General features: G+C 70.3%; 18 protein-coding genes. 7 read left to right on the top strand and 11 right to left on the bottom strand.

Going from position 1 to position 19,902, the window contains the following annotated elements; genetic code table 11:
* The first annotated feature begins 201 nt into the window (after positions 1 to 201).
* Positions 202 to 837 carry a GNAT family N-acetyltransferase gene (locus ACF088_RS09340; RefSeq protein ID WP_392374797.1) on the top strand — a complete coding sequence of 212 codons (636 nt, stop codon included), beginning with the start codon at positions 202 to 204 and terminating at the stop codon, positions 835 to 837.
* 146 nt (positions 838 to 983) lie between these two features.
* Here the strand turns inward: ACF088_RS09340 and ACF088_RS09345 are convergent, their stop codons facing one another.
* Together ACF088_RS09345 and ACF088_RS09350 are read right to left on the bottom strand one after the other, a co-directional pair.
* Positions 984 to 1,577 carry an HD domain-containing protein gene (locus ACF088_RS09345; protein ID WP_392374798.1) on the bottom strand — a complete coding sequence of 198 codons (594 nt, stop codon included), beginning with the start codon at positions 1,575 to 1,577 and terminating at the stop codon, positions 984 to 986.
* Between the two features lie 209 nt (positions 1,578 to 1,786).
* A complete protein-coding gene (locus tag ACF088_RS09350) occupies positions 1,787 to 2,935 on the bottom strand; it encodes a serine hydrolase domain-containing protein (RefSeq protein ID WP_392374799.1) in 1,149 nt (382 codons plus the stop codon).
* A 344-nt stretch (positions 2,936 to 3,279) separates the two neighbouring features.
* Between ACF088_RS09350 and ACF088_RS09355 the strand changes: the two genes are divergently transcribed.
* Positions 3,280 to 3,861, top strand: a complete 582-nt coding sequence (locus tag ACF088_RS09355; protein ID WP_392374800.1) for a DUF6817 domain-containing protein — start codon at positions 3,280 to 3,282, stop codon at positions 3,859 to 3,861.
* A gap of 152 nt (positions 3,862 to 4,013) precedes the next feature.
* The gene (locus tag ACF088_RS09360; protein WP_392374802.1) at positions 4,014 to 4,577 is read left to right on the top strand and encodes a GNAT family N-acetyltransferase; all 564 of its coding nucleotides are present in this window, start codon (positions 4,014 to 4,016) and stop codon (positions 4,575 to 4,577) included.
* Between the two features lie 105 nt (positions 4,578 to 4,682).
* On the opposite strand, the gene ACF088_RS09365 is transcribed toward ACF088_RS09360, so the two are convergent.
* The 3 genes from ACF088_RS09365 to ACF088_RS09375 form a co-directional block, all read right to left on the bottom strand.
* A complete protein-coding gene (locus ACF088_RS09365) occupies positions 4,683 to 6,242 on the bottom strand; it encodes a SufS family cysteine desulfurase (protein ID WP_392374803.1) in 1,560 nt (519 codons plus the stop codon).
* Positions 6,229 to 7,611, bottom strand: coding sequence for a family 2B encapsulin nanocompartment shell protein (locus ACF088_RS09370; RefSeq protein ID WP_392374804.1), 1,383 nt, complete (start codon positions 7,609 to 7,611; stop codon positions 6,229 to 6,231). The genes ACF088_RS09365 and ACF088_RS09370 overlap by 14 nt, the downstream gene beginning before the upstream one ends.
* A 905-nt stretch (positions 7,612 to 8,516) precedes the next feature.
* Complete coding sequence (locus tag ACF088_RS09375) at positions 8,517 to 8,897, bottom strand: peptidase inhibitor family I36 protein (protein ID WP_392374806.1); 381 nt, start codon at positions 8,895 to 8,897, stop codon at positions 8,517 to 8,519.
* Between the two features lie 755 nt (positions 8,898 to 9,652).
* Between ACF088_RS09375 and putP the strand changes: the two genes are divergently transcribed.
* The 4 genes from putP (at position 9,653) to ACF088_RS09395 (ending at position 15,572) form a co-directional block, all read left to right on the top strand.
* Positions 9,653 to 11,155 carry a sodium/proline symporter PutP gene (gene putP, locus ACF088_RS09380; protein WP_392374807.1) on the top strand — a complete coding sequence of 501 codons (1,503 nt, stop codon included), beginning with the start codon at positions 9,653 to 9,655 and terminating at the stop codon, positions 11,153 to 11,155.
* Positions 11,156 to 11,393: 238 nt separating this feature from the next.
* Positions 11,394 to 12,065, top strand: a complete 672-nt coding sequence (locus ACF088_RS09385; protein ID WP_392374808.1) for a hypothetical protein — start codon at positions 11,394 to 11,396, stop codon at positions 12,063 to 12,065.
* A complete protein-coding gene (locus ACF088_RS09390; protein ID WP_392374809.1) occupies positions 12,062 to 13,375 on the top strand; it encodes an ATP-binding protein in 1,314 nt (437 codons plus the stop codon). Before ACF088_RS09385 ends, ACF088_RS09390 begins: the two co-directional genes overlap by 4 nt.
* Before the next feature lie 130 nt (positions 13,376 to 13,505).
* Positions 13,506 to 15,572 carry a SpoIIE family protein phosphatase gene (locus ACF088_RS09395; RefSeq protein WP_392374810.1) on the top strand — a complete coding sequence of 689 codons (2,067 nt, stop codon included), beginning with the start codon at positions 13,506 to 13,508 and terminating at the stop codon, positions 15,570 to 15,572.
* Between the two features lie 168 nt (positions 15,573 to 15,740).
* Here the strand turns inward: ACF088_RS09395 and ACF088_RS09400 are convergent, their stop codons facing one another.
* From ACF088_RS09400 to ACF088_RS09425, 6 genes are all read right to left on the bottom strand, one after another.
* Positions 15,741 to 16,385, bottom strand: coding sequence for a LysE family translocator (locus ACF088_RS09400; RefSeq protein ID WP_392374811.1), 645 nt, complete (start codon positions 16,383 to 16,385; stop codon positions 15,741 to 15,743).
* Positions 16,386 to 16,534: 149 nt separating this feature from the next.
* Positions 16,535 to 16,819, bottom strand: coding sequence for a hypothetical protein (locus ACF088_RS09405; RefSeq protein WP_392374813.1), 285 nt, complete (start codon positions 16,817 to 16,819; stop codon positions 16,535 to 16,537).
* A 297-nt stretch (positions 16,820 to 17,116) separates the two neighbouring features.
* Entirely contained in the window at positions 17,117 to 17,488 is a 372-nt protein-coding gene (locus ACF088_RS09410; RefSeq protein ID WP_392374814.1) for a nuclear transport factor 2 family protein, read from the bottom strand.
* A gap of 171 nt (positions 17,489 to 17,659) precedes the next feature.
* Positions 17,660 to 17,974, bottom strand: a complete 315-nt coding sequence (locus ACF088_RS09415; protein ID WP_392374815.1) for a muconolactone Delta-isomerase family protein — start codon at positions 17,972 to 17,974, stop codon at positions 17,660 to 17,662.
* A 94-nt stretch (positions 17,975 to 18,068) separates the two neighbouring features.
* Complete coding sequence (locus ACF088_RS09420; RefSeq protein WP_392374816.1) at positions 18,069 to 19,457, bottom strand: amidase; 1,389 nt, start codon at positions 19,455 to 19,457, stop codon at positions 18,069 to 18,071.
* On the bottom strand, positions 19,444 to 19,653 hold the full coding sequence (locus ACF088_RS09425; RefSeq protein WP_392374817.1) for a hypothetical protein: 210 nt from the start codon (positions 19,651 to 19,653) through the stop codon (positions 19,444 to 19,446). The genes ACF088_RS09420 and ACF088_RS09425 overlap by 14 nt, the downstream gene beginning before the upstream one ends.
* Positions 19,654 to 19,902: the final 249 nt, after the last annotated feature.

Here is a 19,902-nt window from a genome sequence, read left to right on the forward strand (position 1 = left end):
TCGGCTCATGGCACGGAGGTGGCGGGCCGGTTCGGGCGTCGCGGGGAGCGGGAGGCATTCCTCTCGCCCGGAGACCCGGAGACCCGGAGACCCGGAGACCCGGGGACGAGGAGACCCGGAGACGCGGAAAGGAATGGTGCGCCCCCACACCGTAAAGTAAGGTGCCCTCTCGCGGAGCATCACTTACTTCTGGAGGGCTTGATGGTTCCGGAACTTGCCAGGAACTGGGCGTCCGGCTGGGCCGTTTCACGGCACACGCCCCGGCCGGTCGAGCATCCGTGGGGGCTCTATATCGAGGTGGGCCGGCCCGAGCAGGTGGGGCGACATGTACTGCTCCACGCCGATGAGTCCTCGGTACGCCAGGCCGCCGACGCTGTGACGGTGCCGCACACGTGGCTCAAGGTGCCCATGGAGCCGACGGACGTCGGGCACTGGCTGCCGCAGGGCTGGGTGGTGGACAAGGACGAGGCAGGACATCTGATGGCCGTGGACCTGCAGGTCACCGCTCCGGTGGTGCCCAAGGGCTACACCGCGGCCGTGGAGACCGGCGAGGGAGTCGTCCACGTCCGGGTACAGGATGCCGCGGGCGGCATAGCCGCTGCGGGGCAGATGGCCGTCCTCGGGCGGGCCGCGGTCGTCGACCGCGTCACGACCGAGGAGGGGCATCGCCGCCGCGGCCTGGGCAACTTCGTGATGCGTGCCCTCGCCGACCTTGCCCTGGCCGAGGGCGCGGACCTCGGCATTCTGGGGGCGACCGACGACGGGCGCGCGCTCTACGAAACGCTGGGCTGGAAGGTGCACGCACCGCTGGCGGCATGCATCTACCAGCCCCGGTAGGGGGTTTCGGCACTCCCGTCGGGCTCGTGTGACGACCTCGCTGCCCTCGCCCGGCTGTGGACCGCCAGGCGGCAAGGTGATGCGGGCGCAGTCGCCATCGCCTCACCTCATGGACGTCATCGCCTCACCGCATGGACGGCGACACCTCACCTCGTGGACGACTTCCCGGCGCAGCGGGCAGCCACCCGCTCGACGCGGGGCCGCCAGTGTTCCAGGCCTGCCACCCGAAGGCCCACGACCTTCCCCGCGTCATCGGCATGGCGCAGCGCGACGGCCGCGAGGAAGTCCGGTTGCGCCTCGAACGCGGCCTGCTCCTCCGGCGTCATCGGACCGCCCTGGAGGGCGAGGGTACGTGTGCTCTCCGGGGACAGTCCGGCCGTACGCTCCGCATCCGTCACCGCGAGGTATCGCTTGGCGGGGATGTGGAGCGCGACCAGCCGTGCGACCCGCGCGCCCAGCAGGCCTCCGACGGCCGCGGCGGCGTGTTCGCCGTGCCGCGCCTCGTCGCCGGGAACCAGGTGGTGGCCGAGGTCGTGCACCAGGCCCGCGACCTGAAGTTCCTCGTCGTGCGGGTGCCGCTGCGCCAGGACGGCAGCGACCTGAAGGCCGTGGTCGAGGATGTCCACCGGGTCGCCCGAACGGTCCGGTGTGTCCCAGACGTCCTCGCAGTCGGCCAGCATGGCCATCAGCCCGTCCACGGAGAGCAGGTGCTGATTCCTTCTGCCTGCGGGTTCGTTCATCGCCTCTTCCTCGCCCTGCCTGCTTGCTCGTGTGCATGCCTGCATGACTGCATGTCTCCGCAGCTCACGGCACCGGACTCTGCCGTATGCGGTTGTCCACGAGGTGTCCACGAGCCGTCCGGGCGGGTACCGGCCGCTTCTCCCCGGGCCGGTTGTCCGGATCTGCCCTATCGGCCTTGCGGAGTCGCCGGCCGGGCACCCTCCCGGCCTCAGACCCCGGCCGCGTACCGCCAGAAGTCCCGCATGAGAGCAGGCGGGGTCGGCCCGGCCAGTTCCAGCTGGGTGAGCAGGATGGCAACCACACCGGTGGACGGGGTGAGGTGGGCGGTCGTTCCCGTGCCGCCGACCCAGCCGTAACGTCCGGGCACGTTCCAGGGATCGATGGCCTCGATGTCCACCGAGCCGCCGAAACCCCAGCCCTGGCCCTCCAGGAACAGCCTCCCGGCATCGCGCTGGGCCCGGGTCAGATGGTCGGTGGTCAGCTGCCGCACCGACGCGGGCGACAGCAACGGGCGGCCGTCGGCGCTCCCGTCCGCGAGCAGCATCCCGGCGAAGGCGTGCCAGTCGTCGACGGTCGAGACCAGCCCGCCGGCGCCGGACGGGAACGCAGGCCGGCTGCTCCACTGCCCGTCGGGCGCGTCGACCAGCTCGCGATCGCCCGCCGGACCGAGCCGGCAGTAGCTGGTGAACCGGTCGAGCTTGCCGGCCGGTACCTCGAATCCGGTGTCGGTCATGCCCAGCGGCTCGAACAGCCGCTCGGCCAGGAACTCGGGCAGCGGACGTCCGGAAACCCTGGCGATCAGCACCCCCTGGATGTCCGAGCAGGTGTTGTACAGCCAGCCGTCGCCCGGCTGGTGCAGCAGCGGGATGCGGGACAGTGCCGCCATCCATGCGTCCGGCGCCGGGACGAGCTGCGGTTGCGGCGGGCCTTGCTTGAGATCGCTGAACAACGGTCCGACCGCCGGCAGCGAGAAGTCCGACGGGAAGCCGTAGCCGGCGCGGGAGGCGAGCAGATCGAACACGGTGATCGGTCCGGCGGCCGGGACCACGTCGTCGACCGGACCGTCCGGCGTGCGGACGACCGACGGTGACGCCAACTCCGGCAGCCACGTCGCGACCGGGTCGTCCAGCGCGATCCGGCCCTCGTCGACCAGCATCATGACCGCCGCGGCGACGACGGGCTTGGTGAGCGAGGCGATACGGAAGATCGAATCCCTGGCCATCGGGGAGCTGCCCTCCGCGTCGGCCGAGCCGGCGGCCTGCACCTCGACCCGGCCGCCGCGAGCCACCAGGGCCACCGCGCCCGGCACCGGCCCCTCGCCGATGTACGTCTCCATGATGTTGTGCAGGGTGGTCATCCGTCCGCCTTCCCGAGTCTTTGGTCAGAGGTAAGACTCCCGCCATGACGCGGAATCATCGGGCTGAAGCGTCGAATCCGACCCGATCAGCCCTCGGTGACGCCGCGGACTCCGGCGGTCACGGTCTGGTTCTCGTCGTGGGCCTGCGAAGAACTCGGGGCTCGGCCAAGCTCCGGCTTGGGGCGGACCAAGGAAACCCTGGGATTGACCTCCGAGGGGTCGCCCTCGATGATCAACACAGGGCCCAAGGGCGGCAACCGTGCCGCTCTCCACACCGGACAGGACCGTCCGCGGAGAGCACGGAGCAGGTGCCGACCCGCCACGCCCCGAGAGGAGCCCGACCCATGTCCGTGCCTCTTACCGCGACATCCCAGGCCATCGCGCTGCTCGGCGAGTTGGGTGCACAAACCCTCGATCACCCCGGGGGTACCCTCCTTGCGCACCTCTGCCGCGTACGGAAACAACTCGCCTCATGGGGCGCCCGCCCCGCCCTGCAGCTCGCGGGCCTGTGCCATGCGTTCTACGGCACCGACGGATTTCCGGTCCCCCTTCTGCCGCTCGATCGCCGCGCAGAACTGGCGGCGGTGATCGGCTCCGAGGCCGAGGCGACGGTGTACCTCTACGCCGGCTGCGACCGGCGCTTCTCCTATCCCACCCTCCAAGAACCCGACGCCGCCTTCCGCGACCGTTTCACCGGCCGCACCGTTGTGCCGGACCTCGGGCAGCGACGGGACTTCGCCGAACTGTCGGCCGCGAACGAACTCGACATCGCCCGCGTCGACCCCGCGTTCCGTGCGGCCTCGGGCGCGGCACTGCTCACCCTGTTCACCCGCCTGCGGCCGCTCTTGAGCGAGCCCGCGTGGCAGGACTGCCGCACGGTGCTCGCCGCCCCACCACGCTCCGATGGCGCCGCCCCACGCCCGTGAGCCGCCCCACTCCCCGTGATCAGCGGAGGCGCTCGGCCCGGGCGCTGTGGGACGATTCCGGGCGCAGCGCACGGGCGACGACGACACAGTGGCTCGTCCGGGCAGGCGAGCACAAAACAGGCTGACGGGGAAACGAGACGGGGAAGAAGCAGATGTTCGCGATGTCGCTGGGTGACGACGGTGCGGAGCTGCGGCCACTGGAGCCGTGGCAGGCCGGGGAGTATCTCGCGCATATGGACCGGGGCCGTGAGTACATCGGCCGCTCCATCGGGCTGGCGGACCGCGTCACCGATCTCGCGTCCGCCACGGCGTTCTTGCAGTTCTATGCGGACAAGGCGGCTGCCGACACCGGTCGGCTCTACGGAATCTGGGTGGACGGTGTGCTCGTCGGCGGCGTCCTGTTCAGGACGTTCGACACCGAGACCGGCAACTGCGAGGCCGGCTGCTGGCTGGAGGAGGCGGCCGTCGGGCGCGGGCTGATCACCCGCGCGATCCGGGTGATCATCGACTGGGCGGTCGAGCGGCGTGGGATGCACCGGGTGGAATGGATCGCGTCCTCCGCCAACACCGCGAGCATCGAGGTCGCCAAGCGGCTCGGCATGGTGCGGGAGGGAGTGCTGCGGGAGAGCCAACCGTACCGCGGTGTACGTCACGACATGGAGATCTGGTCGGTCCTGGCCCGAGACTGGCGCACGCAGCGCGCGTCCGGCCGGTGACCTCTGTCGGCCGGTGACCTCTTCCGGCCGGGGCCCCGGTGCCGGCGTTGCCGACCGGCGTTGCCGACCGGTGGGGCCGGTCGGCAATCCGGACGGACGGCAGGGTCAGGCGGCCTGCTGCAATCGGTGCAGCGATGCCACCAGCTTGTCCACCTCCTCGGATGTGTTGTAGAGCGCGAGCGACGCACGTGCCGCGCTCTCCAGGCCGTAGTGGGCCAGCGCCGGTTGGGCGCAGTGGTGGCCGGCACGGATGGCGATGCCGTCGCGGTCCAGCCAGTCGGCGATCGTTGACGGGTCGTGGCCGGCGAGGGTGAAGGTCAGTACCGCGATTCTGTCGGGCGCGGAGCCCAGCAGCTCAAGGCCGGGGACCGTGGCCAGGGCCTGCTGCGCGTACGCCATCAGCGAGGTCTCGTAGGCGGCGATGGCGTCCCGGTCGAAGGAGGTCAGCCAGTTCAGGGCGGACAGCAGACCGACCACGCCGGAGATGTGCCCGGTTCCGGCCTCCAGGAGGTGCGGTACCGGTGCGTAGGTGGTACGGCTGAAGTCGACCGACTCGATCATGTTGCCGCCGCCCTGCCACGGCGCCATGTTCTGCAGGATCTCCGGCTTTGCGTACAGGGCGCCGATGCCCGTCGGGGCGAACAGCTTGTGGCCGGAGAACACATAGAAGTCGGCGTCCAGGTCCTGCACATCGACAGGGAAGTGGGCCACCGCCTGTGCCCCGTCCACCAGCACCTTCGCGCCGTAGCGGTGGGCGAGTGCGGTCATCTCGCGCACCGGAGGGACGGTGCCGAGCACATTCGACGCCTGACTGACCGCCACGAGCCGGGTGCGCATGGAGAGCAGGTCGGCGTACGCGTTGAGGTCGATCTGCCCGTCCGGCTGCAGGGGTACGGGTACCACCCGGGCACGCGTCTCCTTGGCGATCAACTGCCAGGGGACGATATTCGAGTGGTGCTCCAGTACAGGCACCAGGATGTCGTCCCCGGGGCCGAGATTGGCCCGTCCCCAGCTCTGGGCGACGAGGTTGATCGCCTCGGTGGTGCCGCGTACGAAGACGATGTCGTCCGGTGACGGTGCGCCCAGGAACCGGGCGACCGCCGCCCGGCCTGCTTCGTAGGCCTCGGTGGCTTCCCGGGCCATGGTGTGCGCACCACGGTGGATGTTGGAGTTGGCGGATCCGTAGAAGCCGGCCAGTGTCTCGATCACCTGGCGTGGCTTCTGTGTGGTGGCCCCATTGTCGAGCCAGACCAAGGGGTGCCCGTTCACGGTCCGGTGCAGGATCGGGAAGTCCCGGCGCGCCATCTCGGGCGAGAAGGCGATGTGTTGGCCGGGGAGGCCGGTGGGTTGTACGGGCTGGGTGGCGGCGGATTGCAGAGGCTGGGTGGTGGGGTGTGCGGGTCGGTCGGTGGACTGGGTGTGGGCGACTGGATCAGTGCTGACCGGAGCCGTGCTGACCGGAGCAGCGGCGAGCGGAGCAGTGGTGACCGGATCAGTGGCGACCGGGTCCGCGGGCGCGTCCGTCGCCGTGTTCATGGCCGACGCTGCGGCCGGTGCCGCCGTCAGTGCCGTGGCCGGGTCGGCGGATGTCAGGCCGCCGGCCGGCAGGTTCGCGGGGAGAGCCGTGTGCGGCCACCGGCTCCCGGGAACGTCAGGAATAGTCATGGTAGTTGGAGACCTCGACGTTCTGGAGCACGGCGAGCGCGTCCTCCACCAGCACCGCGGAGTTGAAGTACGCCGTCATCAGGTACGACGTGACGCCCTTCTGGTCGACGCCCATGTTCCGCATCGACAGGCCGGGTTCCACCTCGTCCTCGACCTTCGCGGGCCGCAGGCCCACCACACCCTGCTCCGCCTCGCCGGTGCGCATCAGCAGGATCTCGGTGGTGCCGATGCCGGCACTGCCGGAGAACCGCACCTTGTCGGAGGGGAGCAGCGGGACGCCGCGCCAGGACAGCAGCGGACTGCCGAAGCGGTTGTCGATGACCGGGGGCACACCCCGGCGGGTACATTCCCGGCCGAATGCGGCGATGGCCCTGGGGTGTGCGAGGAAGAAGCCGGGCTGCTTCCAGACCCTGGTCAGCAGTTCGTCCAGGTCGTCGGGGGTCGGGGAACCGGTGCGCGCCTGCACCCGCTGTCCGGGGGCCACATTGTTGAAGAGGCCGAATTCCGGGTGGTTGAGCAGCGAGGCCTCCTGCCGCTCACGCAGGGCGTGCACGGTCAGGTTGGACTGGGCGCGAGTCTGGTCGATGGGCCCGTTGTAGAGGTCGGAGACCCGGGTATGGACGCGCAGCACCGTCTGGGCGAGGGTCATGTGGTACTCGCGGGGTGTGTCCTCGTAGTCGACGAACGTCATGGGGAGTTCCGGTTCGCCGATATGCCCGGCGCTGAGATCGACCGGTACCTCGGCGCCCGGCAGAACGCCGTCCGCCGAGAGGTAGGCATCCATCGCTCCCCGTACTGCCGTATTGCGGTCGCACAGCCCGGCGAGCACGCTCCGTTCGACACACAGGGCCACACCGGGGGTGAGCGCCCGGACGCGGTACGGCAGGGGCTCGGAGCGGGTCCAGGCGTCGAGATCGAAGAACTGGCCGTCACCGATCACTTCGAGTACGGCGTCCTCGCCGTAGCGGCCGCTGACCCGCTTCTCGGCGCGCCCCTGGGCGATGACCCACAGCTTGTCGTGCGCGTCACCGTCCTGGGCCAGCATTTCTCCGGCCTCGAAGGTGACTTCCGTGAAGGAGCCCGCCAGTTCGGAGAGCAGCGCGTCGTCGGCGTCCCGCAGGTACGGAAGCTCCCGCAGGTCTCCCGGAATGACGCGGGGCGAACCACCGTCGGTGTGGGTGCTGATGCGGTCGTCGCCGAGGACGTACGTGCGGCGTCGGTTGACGCGGAAGACACCCGATTCGACATCCACCCAGGGCAGGGCGCGGAGCAGATAGCGCGGGGTGATGCCGCGCATCTGCGGGGTGGTCTTGGTGGTGGTCGCCAGTTGCCGTGCTGCATCCGGGCTGAGACTCGTCTGGTTGTTCACAGGACCTCCTCGACGACGGGCGTGTCGGGTGGCCGGCACTCGGCCGAGCGACACGCGGGAATCTGATCGTGTTGTCGAGGCCCGTCACCCGCAACCAGCCGCTTGACGGTGCTAGGCCGGAAATATTCGCTGTACGAACTTCGCAATTACGGATATACGTGCGATTGCTTGGCCTTGAGGTGCCGCTATGGTGCGCGCCCATTCCGGAATCTTCGGAGCCGAGGCATCCCGGTCGCTTTTCCCTGCTCCTCTCGATACCGGATATGCGACGTGATTTGCTCTCATAACAGTCCTTGGTGATTCTTCAAGGATGGCTTATGCAGGGGGAGTTGACCCTCTTTGACGCCGCGTCAAACCACTCACGGGCTCTTCTTTCTGCGGTATCTCGCTGCCCACCGTGATGCCTGTGCCGGGTATCCGGGGCGACCTCCGCTCGCTGCGCCCCAGGGTGTCTCGGGGCGCCTCGGGCACGTGCGCCGTGGGGGGGGGCGGCGGTGGCGCAGCCGTGCAGCACGGGCAGGGTTCCCTGTGCGGGCGGGGTTCCCTGTGCGGGCAGGGCTCCCCGCGTGTTCACGGTGATCGCCCGCAGTGTGCCGGCCGCGGCGATGCGCAGATCGCCTGCCTCGGGGCGGGGTGTCGTGCCGGCTGCGCAGGGCAGGGGCGGCGCATCGCGCTCGTGGCACCAATTCGCCCCGCCATGACGTGCGTTGAGGTCGAATCGCCGGGCAAGGCGTCCGGCCTTTCGTGGGGCAGCCCGGGGTGCGCGGCCCGCTGAAGGGGCGGGTCCGGACCCGGGTCAGGGCCGAGTACGTGCCCCCGAGCAGATGCAGGAGCCGCCTTCCCCGCGGGCCGACGGGCCGCGGGGAAGGCGGCTCCTGCGCCGCGCCGGTTCCTCCTGCCGGGGCCTACTGGGGCTTGAAGGAACGGATCTGGTAGTTGCCCTGCAGGTTGCCACCCGCACCGGAGGGCGTGGACCCGACGCGCGCGTGGTAGTTGGTTTGCGTGTAGTACTGCACGCGGTGCCTGGTGTTGTTCCATACGGAGCGGACATTCTGTCCCCGCTGGATGAAGGAACAGTCGTCGGCGGTGTTCGCCTTGCTGGACTGTGACCACTGGCAGCGGGTTCCCCCGCCGTTCCAGTCGCTGTAGATGCAGAAGTACCCGGAGGTGCAGTGGAAGGCCGCCGGGCGGGCGGACGCCGTGGGAGTCGCGGTCGCGGTGGGTACGGTCCCCAAGGCGGCGGCCAGGGCGGCCGCGGCGACGATGAACGAGCGAAGACGGCGCATGGGAAGAACTCCTTTTCCTCGATGGTGGCCGGAGAGGGGCAGGGTCGCTGCGGACCGGCCGGGAAGGTCGCGTACGAGCAGGAAGGCCACACCACGCCGGACCGGCGGCAGCGGGCGGTCGGCTGCGAAGCGTCACCAGTATGGTTCGCAGTCGTGATGCCCACTCAGGGCATTTCTGGCCTCACCAGGGCCTGTTGAGGCGCGACGGCGCAGGCACCGGGCGTACGCCGCACGCACCTCCGCTCGTGCGAAGCACACTCACGCGGAGAGCGCACCCACGCGAAGAGAACGCCCACGCGAAGAGCGCACCCAGGCGAAGAGAACACGGCGTCGCCGGCCACCACCTTCACCACACCGGGGTTCGCGTCCCCTCGCTCGCAGTGCACGGGGGCGGCACCACCGCTGCCCATGCCACGCGGTTCGCAGTCGGCAGGCCCGGCGTCTGCGGGCGGACTTGCCGGAGCGCAGCCCTGTTGGCCCGGATCACCGAGTTCATGGGCGGTTGACGGGTTTTGCGTGTTGTGGGGACGTGCGCCCGGGTATGGCCCCGGTGCCCGGACCGCCGCAGGCCCGTGGGGCCTTTGATTGCAAGGGACATCCGGCCAAAGGGGTGCCGCTCCCGATGGCTGCTCCGTATTGTCAGCTCGCGCCGGAGCCTTCCCGTCCGGAATCTCCGTGTGGGATCCCTACGGGCCCGCGACACCTGGCAGCGCCTGCACCGAGGAGCAGTGGTGACACCCCTGATCGTACCGGTCATGATCATATTTGGAATATTCCTGCTCGCCATGGTGACCGTGGGCATCTGGACGTACCAGGACACCTTGACGTTCTCCGACTTCGCGCTGGGCGGGCGTCGGTTGAGTGCACCACTGGCGGCCCTGTCCGCGGGTGCCAGTGATATGTCCGGCTGGCTGTTCCTGGGGCTGCCCGGGGCCGTGTACGCGGCCGGGATCGGCGCCTCGTGGATTGCCGTCGGCCTGGCCGTCGGTACGTATCTCAACTGGCGTCTGGTCGCACCGCGTTTGCGTACGTACACCGAGCTGGCCGGCGACGCCAAAACACTGTCGGCGTACCTGGAGGAGCGCTTCGAGGACGGCAGCAGGATGCTGCGCCTGGTCTCGGCAACCGTCATCGTCGTGTTCTTCACCGTCTATGTGGCCGGCGGCCTCCTGGCCGGGGGAGTGCTGTTCGAGGAGATCTTCGGCGGCGGCTTCGAATTCGCGCTCACCGTCTTCGCCGTGGTGATCGTCGTCTACACCGTCCTGGGCGGCTTCCGCGCGGTGAGCGTGACGCACTCGGTGCAGGCCACGGTGATGTTCTGCGCGGCCGTTGCGCTCCCCGTGATCGGTATCGGGCTGCTCGGGGGATTCGGCGCGATGCACAGGCTGCTCGCCGACAAGACGTCGTCCCTGCTGGACATGGGAGCCAAGGCCCACTTCGACGGCACCCGGTGGACGTCCGGTCAGCCGCTCGGTGCGGTGGCCATCATCTCCCTGCTCGCCTGGGGACTGGGCTACTTCGGCCAGCCGCACATCCTGGCCCGCTTCATGAGCATCCGCAGCACCCGTGACATTCCGTTGGCCCGCCGTATCGGCGTGGGCTGGGTGGTCGTCTGTCTGGCGGGTGCCTCGCTCGTCGGGCTGCTCGGGATCGCCGCCCTCGACCAGCCGCTGGACAATCCGGAAACCGTCTTCATCGAGCTCTGCGCCCAGTTGGTCGATCCGTGGGTCGCGGGCATCCTGCTGGTCGCCGTGCTCGCCGCGATCAAGTCCACGGCGGACAGCCAGCTGTTGGTCTCGGCGATGGCCCTCACCGAGGACTTCTACCGGGCCTTCGTCAAGCGGCGGGCCTCGGACGCGTCGATGGTGCTGGCGGCTCGTGTGACGGTCGTGGTCGTGGCGCTGGTGGCCTACGCCATCGCACTCAGCGGCGGCGCCGTACTGGATATCGTCGCGTACGCCTGGGCGGGCTTCGGCGCCGCCTTCGGCCCGGTCATCCTGCTGTCGCTCTACTGGCCGCGCATGACGCGGGCCGGGGCGATGGCAGGCATCGTGACGGGGGCGGTCACCGTCGTCATGTGGAAGCAGATCGACCCGCTCCTCGGGCCGCTCCGGTCGGGCATCTACGAGATGGTGCCCGGCGTGCTCGCGGCCACCGCGGCGGCGCTGCTCTTCGGGAAGTTCCTCGGCCGCCCTCCGCGCCGCACCTGGGCGGGTCCCATGGAGAAGCAGGCCGCCGCTACGGTGCCGGCCGGCTGAGTCCGCGGGGAGGCGGCTGGGCACTGCGCCTGGTTCCGCGTCCCGGCCCGAGCGGCCCACCGGGCCCCGCCGGCCCCACCGGCCCACCGGGCCCCGCCGGCCCACCGGCAAACGCCCCCGGGGCGCACCTGTGCCGGCAGTGTGTCGCGCGCCTTATGATCCAAGAGGCTCAGCGTGCACCACGACGGGAAAAGATGTGCCTCTCCACCGTTCCTTGTCGCCCCCCGGGCTCCTACGGATGACGTCGTCCGCTCTGGCGGCGACGGGCCTGGTCGTGCTGTTGAGCAGCTGTACGCAGAGCGGGGAGCCGCTGAGCGCCGGCCACACGTCGGCCGCCTCCGCCCCGGTGCGGCTGTGGCCCGAGCGGAAGCCCGCGCCACAGCCCGAGCGCGGAAGGGGGGAGAACCTTCCCGCGGCGGTTCCGGGGGTGCCGCCCGTGCCGTCCGGGGACATCCGCAAGGCGAATCTGTTCACCGTCGTCACGGCACAGACCGCCGCGGGTTCCGCGCTCGGCGGCGGGCCGCAGTTCGATTCCGCCACCACGAAGAAGATCAACGACTGCGCCACGAAGCCGGCCCCCTGTCCGGTGCGAAAGCCCCAGTACCGGGATCTGACGGGCGACGGCAAGGCCGAACTCATCGTCGGCATCGAAGCACCGGACCGCTCCCTGGCACTGTGGGTCTTCACCCTCGACCACGGGCGGGTCACCCGGATCATGGACGCCGGCACGACACCGCTGTCGGTGGAGATCGCGAACGGCGATCTGATCCTGCGGGAGCCCACCGGCACGCCCGGCTACGACACCCGCACGGTCTACGCATGGGACCCGCGGACGCAGACCATGGCCCTGCGGTCGATGGAATTCGATCAAGCGCACTCCGCCACCCCCGCCCCGGAGCACACACCATGAGCGGCGGCCGGACCCGGACGCGGTTGCGCCTGCCCGCCTGGACGACGACGCTCCATGGGAAGTTCGCCGTCTTCGTCATCGTCATGTGCTGCGTCCTCGCGACGGTCGTCGGGGTCCTGGTGCACGTCCTGGTCGGCCGGCAGGCGGAAAGCCAGGCCCGCAGCACGGCTCTGTCGCAGCTGCACTCCGTCGGGGAGGCGTACGTCGCAGGGGAACCCCTCGGCCGCGACGCCGCGGTGAACCCCGCGGATCTCCCCGCCCCGCTCCGCGCCATGGCACTGCGGGGCGAGCGCGGCACACAGCTCGCCGACCACCAGGGCCGCCCGGCGATGTGGGCCGTCACCCCCGCCGACGGCAAGGCGCTGGCCGTCCATCTCGACTACACCCAGCGAGCCGCCGCGATCCGCGGACTGGACCGGGCCATCGTCGGCTCCTCGGCCTTTGCGATCGCCCTCACCCTCGCCGTCGGACTGTTCGGCGTCTCCCGTATTACCCGTCGGTTGCACCACACCGCCCAGGTGGCGCGCAGAATCAGCACCGGCGATCTCGACGCCCGGGTGGACGACCCCCGCGTCCTGTGTGCGCCCTATGCCCAGGACGAGACCGCCGCCGTGGCGGCCGCACTCGACGCGATGGCCGCCACACTGCAGTCCAAGCTGCACAGCGAGCAGCGCTTCACCGCCGACGTGGCTCATGAGCTGCGCACCCCGCTGACCGGCCTGCACGTGGCGGCGGAGCTGCTGCCACCCGGCCGCCCGACCGAGCTGGTGCGGGACCGGATCCGGACCATGAGCCGGCTGACCGAGGATCTGCTGGAGATCTCCCGCCTCGACGCGGAGGTGGAGCAGGCCGATATCGAGGTGCATCAACTGGGACCGCTGGCCGAGCGTGCGGTGCTGGCCACCGGGCTGCAGGCCGAGGTCCGTACCGAGCGGGACATCTGGGTGGAGACCGATCAGCGCAGGCTCCAGCGCGTGCTGGGAAACCTCGTGTCCAACGCCCACGGGCACGGCCGCCCGCCGGTGCTGCTGACCGTCGACGGCCGCGTCATCACCGTGCGGGACCACGGGGACGGCTACCCCGGCCGCCTCCTCGACCAGGGCCCCCAGCGGTTCCGGAGCCGGTCCGGAAGCAGCCGGAAGACCGGCCATGGCCTCGGGCTGACCATCGCCATGGGACAGGCCCGTGTCCTCGGTGCCACGCTGCGGTTCTCCAACGCGCCGGACGGCGGAGCCGTCGCCGAACTCGTCCTGCCGCCGTCGGTCCCGGGGCCGCCGCTCTCCCCGTCTACAGGGACCGGCGGCTCTTAGGCGGTGTCTCCCTGGCACCCGGCCCCCGCCGGAGTGTCCGCGCCTGGGCGACAAGCGCAGAATGAAGAGAGCCGCTCTGCCGTCCGGCGGGCGGCCCACCACGGTGCGCGGCGGGTGGAAGGGAAACCCGGTGCCAGCAGATCGGCCGAGCGACGCGAGGGCTCGTGGTCCGCTCTGGTCCGAGCCCGGTTCGCTGCTGGAGCATGTGGCCGTCGCCGTATTCGGCCTCGATGACGACAACCGGATCTGCTACTGGGGCCCGGGCGCCCGGGATCTCTTCGGCTACCACGCGGCGGAGGCCCTGACGAAGCCCGGCGCCCTCCTGCTCCCCGGGCCGCCCGGGGGAGAACCCGACGCCTGCGCGCGTATGGCGGAGCGGGGCCGGACCCTGGGGTACTGGCGTGGCCGCCTGCCTGCCACGCATCAGGACGGCACGGTTCTCGACTGCGGGTTCCGTGTCTTCCCGGTGACCGGCGTCGCGGGACGCTCGGTGATCATGGCGCTGGCGAGCCGTGGCGACGAGCTGGACCGGGTGAAGACCAACCTCGCCTTCCTCGACGCCCTCTTCGAGACCTGCCCCATAGGCCTGGCCATGTTCGACGCGGAACTGCGCTACCTCCACGTCAACCAGGCGCTCGCCGACATGAACGGACTCCCCATCGAGGAGCATCTCGGACGGCGCGTCGCCGAGATCATGATCACCTCGGACGGCGGTGAGTACGAGCGCATGCTGCGCGCCGTCGCCGCGGAGGGCAAACCCGTCACGGGCGTGCGGGTGGGGATGCGTACTCGGGGCCACCCGGACCGGGACAAGGTCCTCTCGGTGAGTTTCTTCCCGCTCACCCAGGCCGTGGGCACCCACCAGGGAGTGGGCGGCCTGCTGGTGGATGTGACCGACCGCGAGCAGGCCATCGTGGAGGCAACCGCCACCCGTCAGCGGCTGGCACTGCTGAACCGCGCCTCCGCCCGGATCGGCACCACCCTGGATGTGCAGGTCACGGCCCAGGAACTGGTCGAAGCCGCGGTTCCGGACTTCTCCGACGCGGCTGTCGTGGAGCTCGTGGAGTGGGGGGACGAGCATGCGGCGTTCGACCCCGCCCTGCCGGTGGACACCCGCCGCATCGCCTACGGCACCGTGCTTCCCTCTCCCGCGACGGAGCTGGTGAGCGGGGTGGAAGTCGTGCATTACCCGCCGGGCTCCGCCATCCATCAGATGCTGCGGACCGGCCGCCCCCTCTGCGTAGCGGTGAACCAGGAGTTCATGGTCCGCACCATGCTGAACGAAACCCGCGCCCGGCTGCTGGCCGACAGCGGTCTGGCCTGCCTCCTCCTCGCTCCGCTCATCGCCCGGGGCACGGTCCAGGGGATCGCGGTCTTCGGCCGGTCCGCGGCCAGACCGGCCTTCACCGAACAGGACCTCAGCCTGGCCGGCGAGCTCGCCTCCCGGGCGGCGCTGTGCCTGGACAACGCCCGGCTGTACAACCGGGAGAGAGACATCGCGCTCACCCTCCAACGGGCCCTGCTCCCCACCGCTTTGGTGACCGGCCCGTACCTGAGCATCGCTCACCGCTACCTGCCCGGCAGCCGCGTCACCGAGGTCGGCGGTGACTGGTACGACGTGATCCCCCTGCCCGGCGGTCGAGTTGCCCTGGTCGTCGGTGACGTCATGGGACACGGAGTGTCGGCGGCTGCGGCGATGGGCAGGCTGCGTATCGCCGCGAAGGCGCTGGCCCGGCACGACCAGGAACCGGACGGGCTGCTCACCGAACTCGACCAGTGCGCCGAAGAGGCCGGCATCGAGCTCGCGACCTGCCTCTATATCCGCTACGACCCCACCACCGGAGGCACCCGGATCGCCAGCGCCGGCCACCCTCCGCCCCTTGTCCGCCACCCGGACGGCCGGATCCAGCTCATCGACGACGTGCTCGGAGTGCCGCTCGGCGTCGGCGGCTGTCCCTTCCGGACAACGGAGATCGAACTGCCCGACGCCGCCACCCTCGTGCTGTACACCGACGGCCTCATCGAGTCACGAGGCCATGACATCGACGAGGGCCTGAACATCCTCCGCACGGAACTGGGCCGGATCTCCGCCTCGTTGGAAGCCACGGCGGACCGCATTCTCGCCCGCCTCCTCCCGAGTTCGCCGGCCGACGACACGGTCCTGCTGCTCGCCAAAGTGCGCCGTGCGCAGCCGTGACGTCCCGAATCGACAGCGAGCGGAGACCGGCGGGGGCGCATCGCGGCCCCGGCCCGCCACCGGGGAGCGGGCGCCTGCCGCAGCACCATCGCACCCTCCGGCAAGCGGCATCCCAGAGCCTCGACGGCGCAGTGGCCGCAGGCCGGTTGTCCGGGGCCGGGCCCGCGGTCAGTCCGCGCGGCCGGTGGCCGCCACCGTCACGCCCAGGCCGATCATGGCGAAACCGCCCGCGCCACCGATCATCGACAGCCGGCGTTCGGAACGTGCGAACCAGGCGCGGGCCGCCGAGGCCGTGAGCCCCCACACCGTGTCCGTGATCAGGCTGATGCCGATCGGCACCAGGCCCAGGACGAGCATCTGGGCGGGCAGCCCGCCCGCCGTGTGGTCCACGAACTGGGGCAGCACGGCGGCGAAGAACACGATGCCCTTCGGGTTGGTGACGCCGACCAGGATGCCGTCGGCGATCGTTCGCAGATCACCGCGAGCGGGCTGTGCGGGCACCTCCGCGGCACCCATCTTCATCTCCTTGCGGTGCCGGAACGCCTGGACTCCGAGGAAGACGAGGTAGGCCGCGCCGGCCAGTTTCACGGCGAGGAAGACAGCGGCGGACTGCTCGACCAACGAGCCAAGGCCGAGTGCCACCGCGGCCACCAGCAGATACGAGCCCAACACATTGCCCAGTACCGTTGCCAGCGCCGTGCGGCGGCCGTGCGCCAGAGCCCGGCCGATCACGAAGAGCACGCTCGGCCCCGGGATCGCAATCACCAGCAACGACATCACCGCGAACGCAAGCAGCCGGTCGGTCGACACCATGTCTCTCACCTCGGCGACCATTCAATCAGCTGAGGCACGGTGCCTTGCTCCCTCGCCCTACGCCCCACTCCCTGTGCTCCCTCATCCTGCCCCGGTGGATCGCGGCCTCGGCCCCTTCCCGCTTCGGCCGCGAACCGTACGGAACAGGGCTATGCCACGACGGGCAGCAGGCCCGCCACCGGGGCGGCGAGGTCGGTCACCTGGTGCAGCTGGCCGAGGTCATGGAGGTGCTGAAGGCCGGTGAGCTGCCCGGTGACCGTGGGCATCTGGCCCTGGTATTTGGCAGGTACGGGCGCGACGCCGAGGCTGTCGAGTGTGCTGAGCACGGAGATTCCCGGCCTGGTCGGCGGGGCGGGCGGGGCCGCGGGCGCGGCCGAGGCGGACGACACCGCGAGGCCCGAGGCGCCGGCGGTCAGGACGAGTGCTGCATACATGCGTCGAGTGGAGATCACGCATTCACAAACGGCACCGGCGCCGGGGCGGACACGGCTCCTCGCCGACTTCACCCGGCCAGACCACCTGGGCGCGGGCGGCCCGCGTGGTGCTCACCTGCCGTTAACGTTCCGCTGACGCGCGGAACCTCGCGTGCTCTCACCTCCGAGCGGTCCGCCGTGAATCCAGCCGTCCGGCGAACTGACCGCCCCGGTGCCGGCCGGACGCCGTCGACCGCACTACATCCCCGGGCGCGGAGCCAAGCCGGTCTGAACGAAGCAATGAAGCGACGCAGCGGCCTAGTTGCGGCGGGAGACGTGATAATGGCTGATGTACCAGCCGTGCTCCGTTTGCTGTAGCAGCACGGTGAGGTTCACGGCGATCGTAGGCCTGTCGGTGAACGAGAAGTCCACGTCCAGATAGCCGAGTACGAGGTCGTCGGCGGGCTGCCTGGTTTCGAGAATCCGGTACTCGGCGGTCATTCCGAGCGGCTGGGAAGCGTAGTACTCGGTGATGCCCTGCCGCCCGACGCTGTAGGGGTGCAGTCCTTGGAAGATCGCGTCCTCGGTGAAGTGGCAGGCGGCCCGCCGCGGTTCATGCGCGTCGACTGCCGCCTTCCACCGGTCGAGCACGTCGCGCAGGATGGCCCCGCTGTCTTGTGTGCTGTTCATCAGGGTTCTCCTGTGGGGGCGGCGCGGCGGCGGACTGCGCAGACCCGGCTGGGATGGAGAGGGGGTGAGGCGCGGCAATTCCTCTCGGCTCGATGACCACACCGCGCCCGGTTGTCCGCCGCCGCAGAGGCACAACCGAGGCCGCCCTTCCGGAACCGAGGTGGCTGCTCCTCAACGGCCCGGGTCATTCGGGTGCGGGGACAGCGGCGTCACCGTGTCGTGCCGCCACACCCGCAGGGGCATCGACGCGAGCACCTGCTCCAACTGCTCCGCGCCGTCCGCGCTGAAAAGGCCCCAGGTGCGCCACTCACCAGGGGCGAGCGGCGGCCGCCACAGCCGCAGCAGGCTTCCCTGCGCGGCCAATTCCCGCGACCGTACCGCCTCCCGGGCCCGGATCTCCGCCACGGCCTCCTCGGACGTGCCCTCCGGAACGGTGGTCACCATGTCGACCAGGAACTCCATCAGCGGCTCTCCTCGCCACGTCATGCCTGACATCGGGAACAGTAACGTCGGCCCCGGCCTGTTGGTGATCATGCACGGGCACGGCGCGCCGACCCGCAACGACGGCCGTGGCGCGCGCTCATACCGGCGGTCTCATCCAAGGATGGGCGGTCTCGTACGCGTGCCCCGTGCGCAGCACCGCCGCTTCACCCAGGGGCCGTCCTACCAGCTGCATGCCGATGGGCAGGCCCGCATGATCGCGGCCGACCGGCAGGCTCAGGGACGGCAGCCCGGTGATGTTCGCCGGGGCGCTGAGGCGGACATAGGCATCGGAGACGCTTTCCGTGGTGCCGTCCGGCCATGCGACGGAGGGCTGGTCTGATTTCGTGGCGGTCATCGGCACGGTGGGCGCCGCGAGTACGTCGATCCGGTCGAACATGCTCAGCCACGCCTGGCGCATGAGGGTGCGGGAGCGCTGGGCCCGCAGGTAGTCGCCCGCCGAAACCAGCTCGCCGGCCTCCAGGAGGACCCGCACGTCCGGCGCGTACAGCTCGGGGACCGACCGCAGCGTACGTTCGTGCGAGGCGGTCGCCTCGGGGACCATCAGGCCCCACTGGGTCGCCTGAACGTAACGCGTCATCGGGATCTCGACCTCGATGAGTTCGGCCCCCATGTCCGCCAGCTGTGTGTGGGCCTCGCGCACGGCGGCTTCGACTTCGGGGGCCACGCGGTCGAAGTAGTAGTTGACCGGTACGCCGACACGCAGGCCCGTCAGATCACCATCCCCTGGGGGCAGCGAGTAGGCGGTCGGCGCCGTGCGGAGACTCGCCGGGTCCTGAGGGGTATGGCCCACCAGCGCGGACAGTACGAGCGCTGCGTCCCGCACGGTGCGGGTGAGGGGGCCGACGTGGTCCAGCGACCAGGACAAGGCGACCACACCGTGCAGGGGGAGGAGGCCGTAGGTCGGTTTGAGGCCGACCAGTCCGTTCAGTGCCGCGGGCACGCGGATCGAACCTCCGGTGTCCGTCCCCAGGGCAAAGGTGGCGGTTCCCGCCGCCACGGCGACCGCCGAACCACCGCTCGAACCGCCCGCAATCCGGTCCTGGTCCCAGGCGTTGCGCGTCTGAGGCGTCGTCAGTCCGTAAGCGAATTCATGGGTATGCGTCTTCCCGATCAGGACCCCGCCCGCCGCGGACAGGCGTCCGGCCACGGCGCTGTCCGCCTGCGCGAGGTGGTCCGCCCTGACCCGGGAGCTGGCCGTGGTCGGCATCCCGGCAGCGTCGATCATGTCCTTGAGTCCGAAGGGTATGCCGTGCAGGGGGCCGTGATACCTGCCCGCGGCGATCTCGCGTTCCGCTCGCGTGGCCGAGTCGCGCGCCGTCTCGCCGGCCAGGGTGACATAGGCCTGCAATCGTTCTTCCACGGCGTCGATCCGCCCGAGTACGGACTCGGTCAGCTCCACCGGGGAGGCTCTTCTCTCCTCCACGGCAGCGGCCGCCTCGGCAAGCGTCAGCTCAAAGAGCTCCATCGGCCGTCTCCCCATCGACGATGTAGGCGGCAGCGGGCGGCGTCTCTCCGAAGTCCAGCTCGCGCAAAGTGCGGATGACGCTGTGGATGTGGTTCGCGGTGGCGGCCACATCGGTATGGCGCTCGTCCGGCAGCGGGAGTCCGGCATGGAGCGCCCACCGGGCCACTTCTCCGGCGGTGAGTTCGACGGATGTCATGCATGTCCTTGGTGTGGGTGTGTGGTGTGTGCGTCGTCGGTGCAGTGGTGAAGCAGCGTCGCAAAGGAAGCTAACGCAACTTCTTTGCGTTAGCTTCAGGGTACGGGATGGCGCAGCTTAAAGCAAACACGTAGCTTTTGAGCTGGATGCCGGCCGGCCACGCCGCAGGACGACGCGACCCGGCCGGCCGGGCTGTACCGGCCGGCCGGATCGCAAGCCGGCTACCGCGGCCGGCTTCCGGAGCGCACG

It is taken from the genome of Streptomyces sp. NPDC015125, assembly GCF_043080045.1.
Classification (GTDB): Bacteria; Actinomycetota; Actinomycetes; order Streptomycetales; family Streptomycetaceae; genus Streptomyces.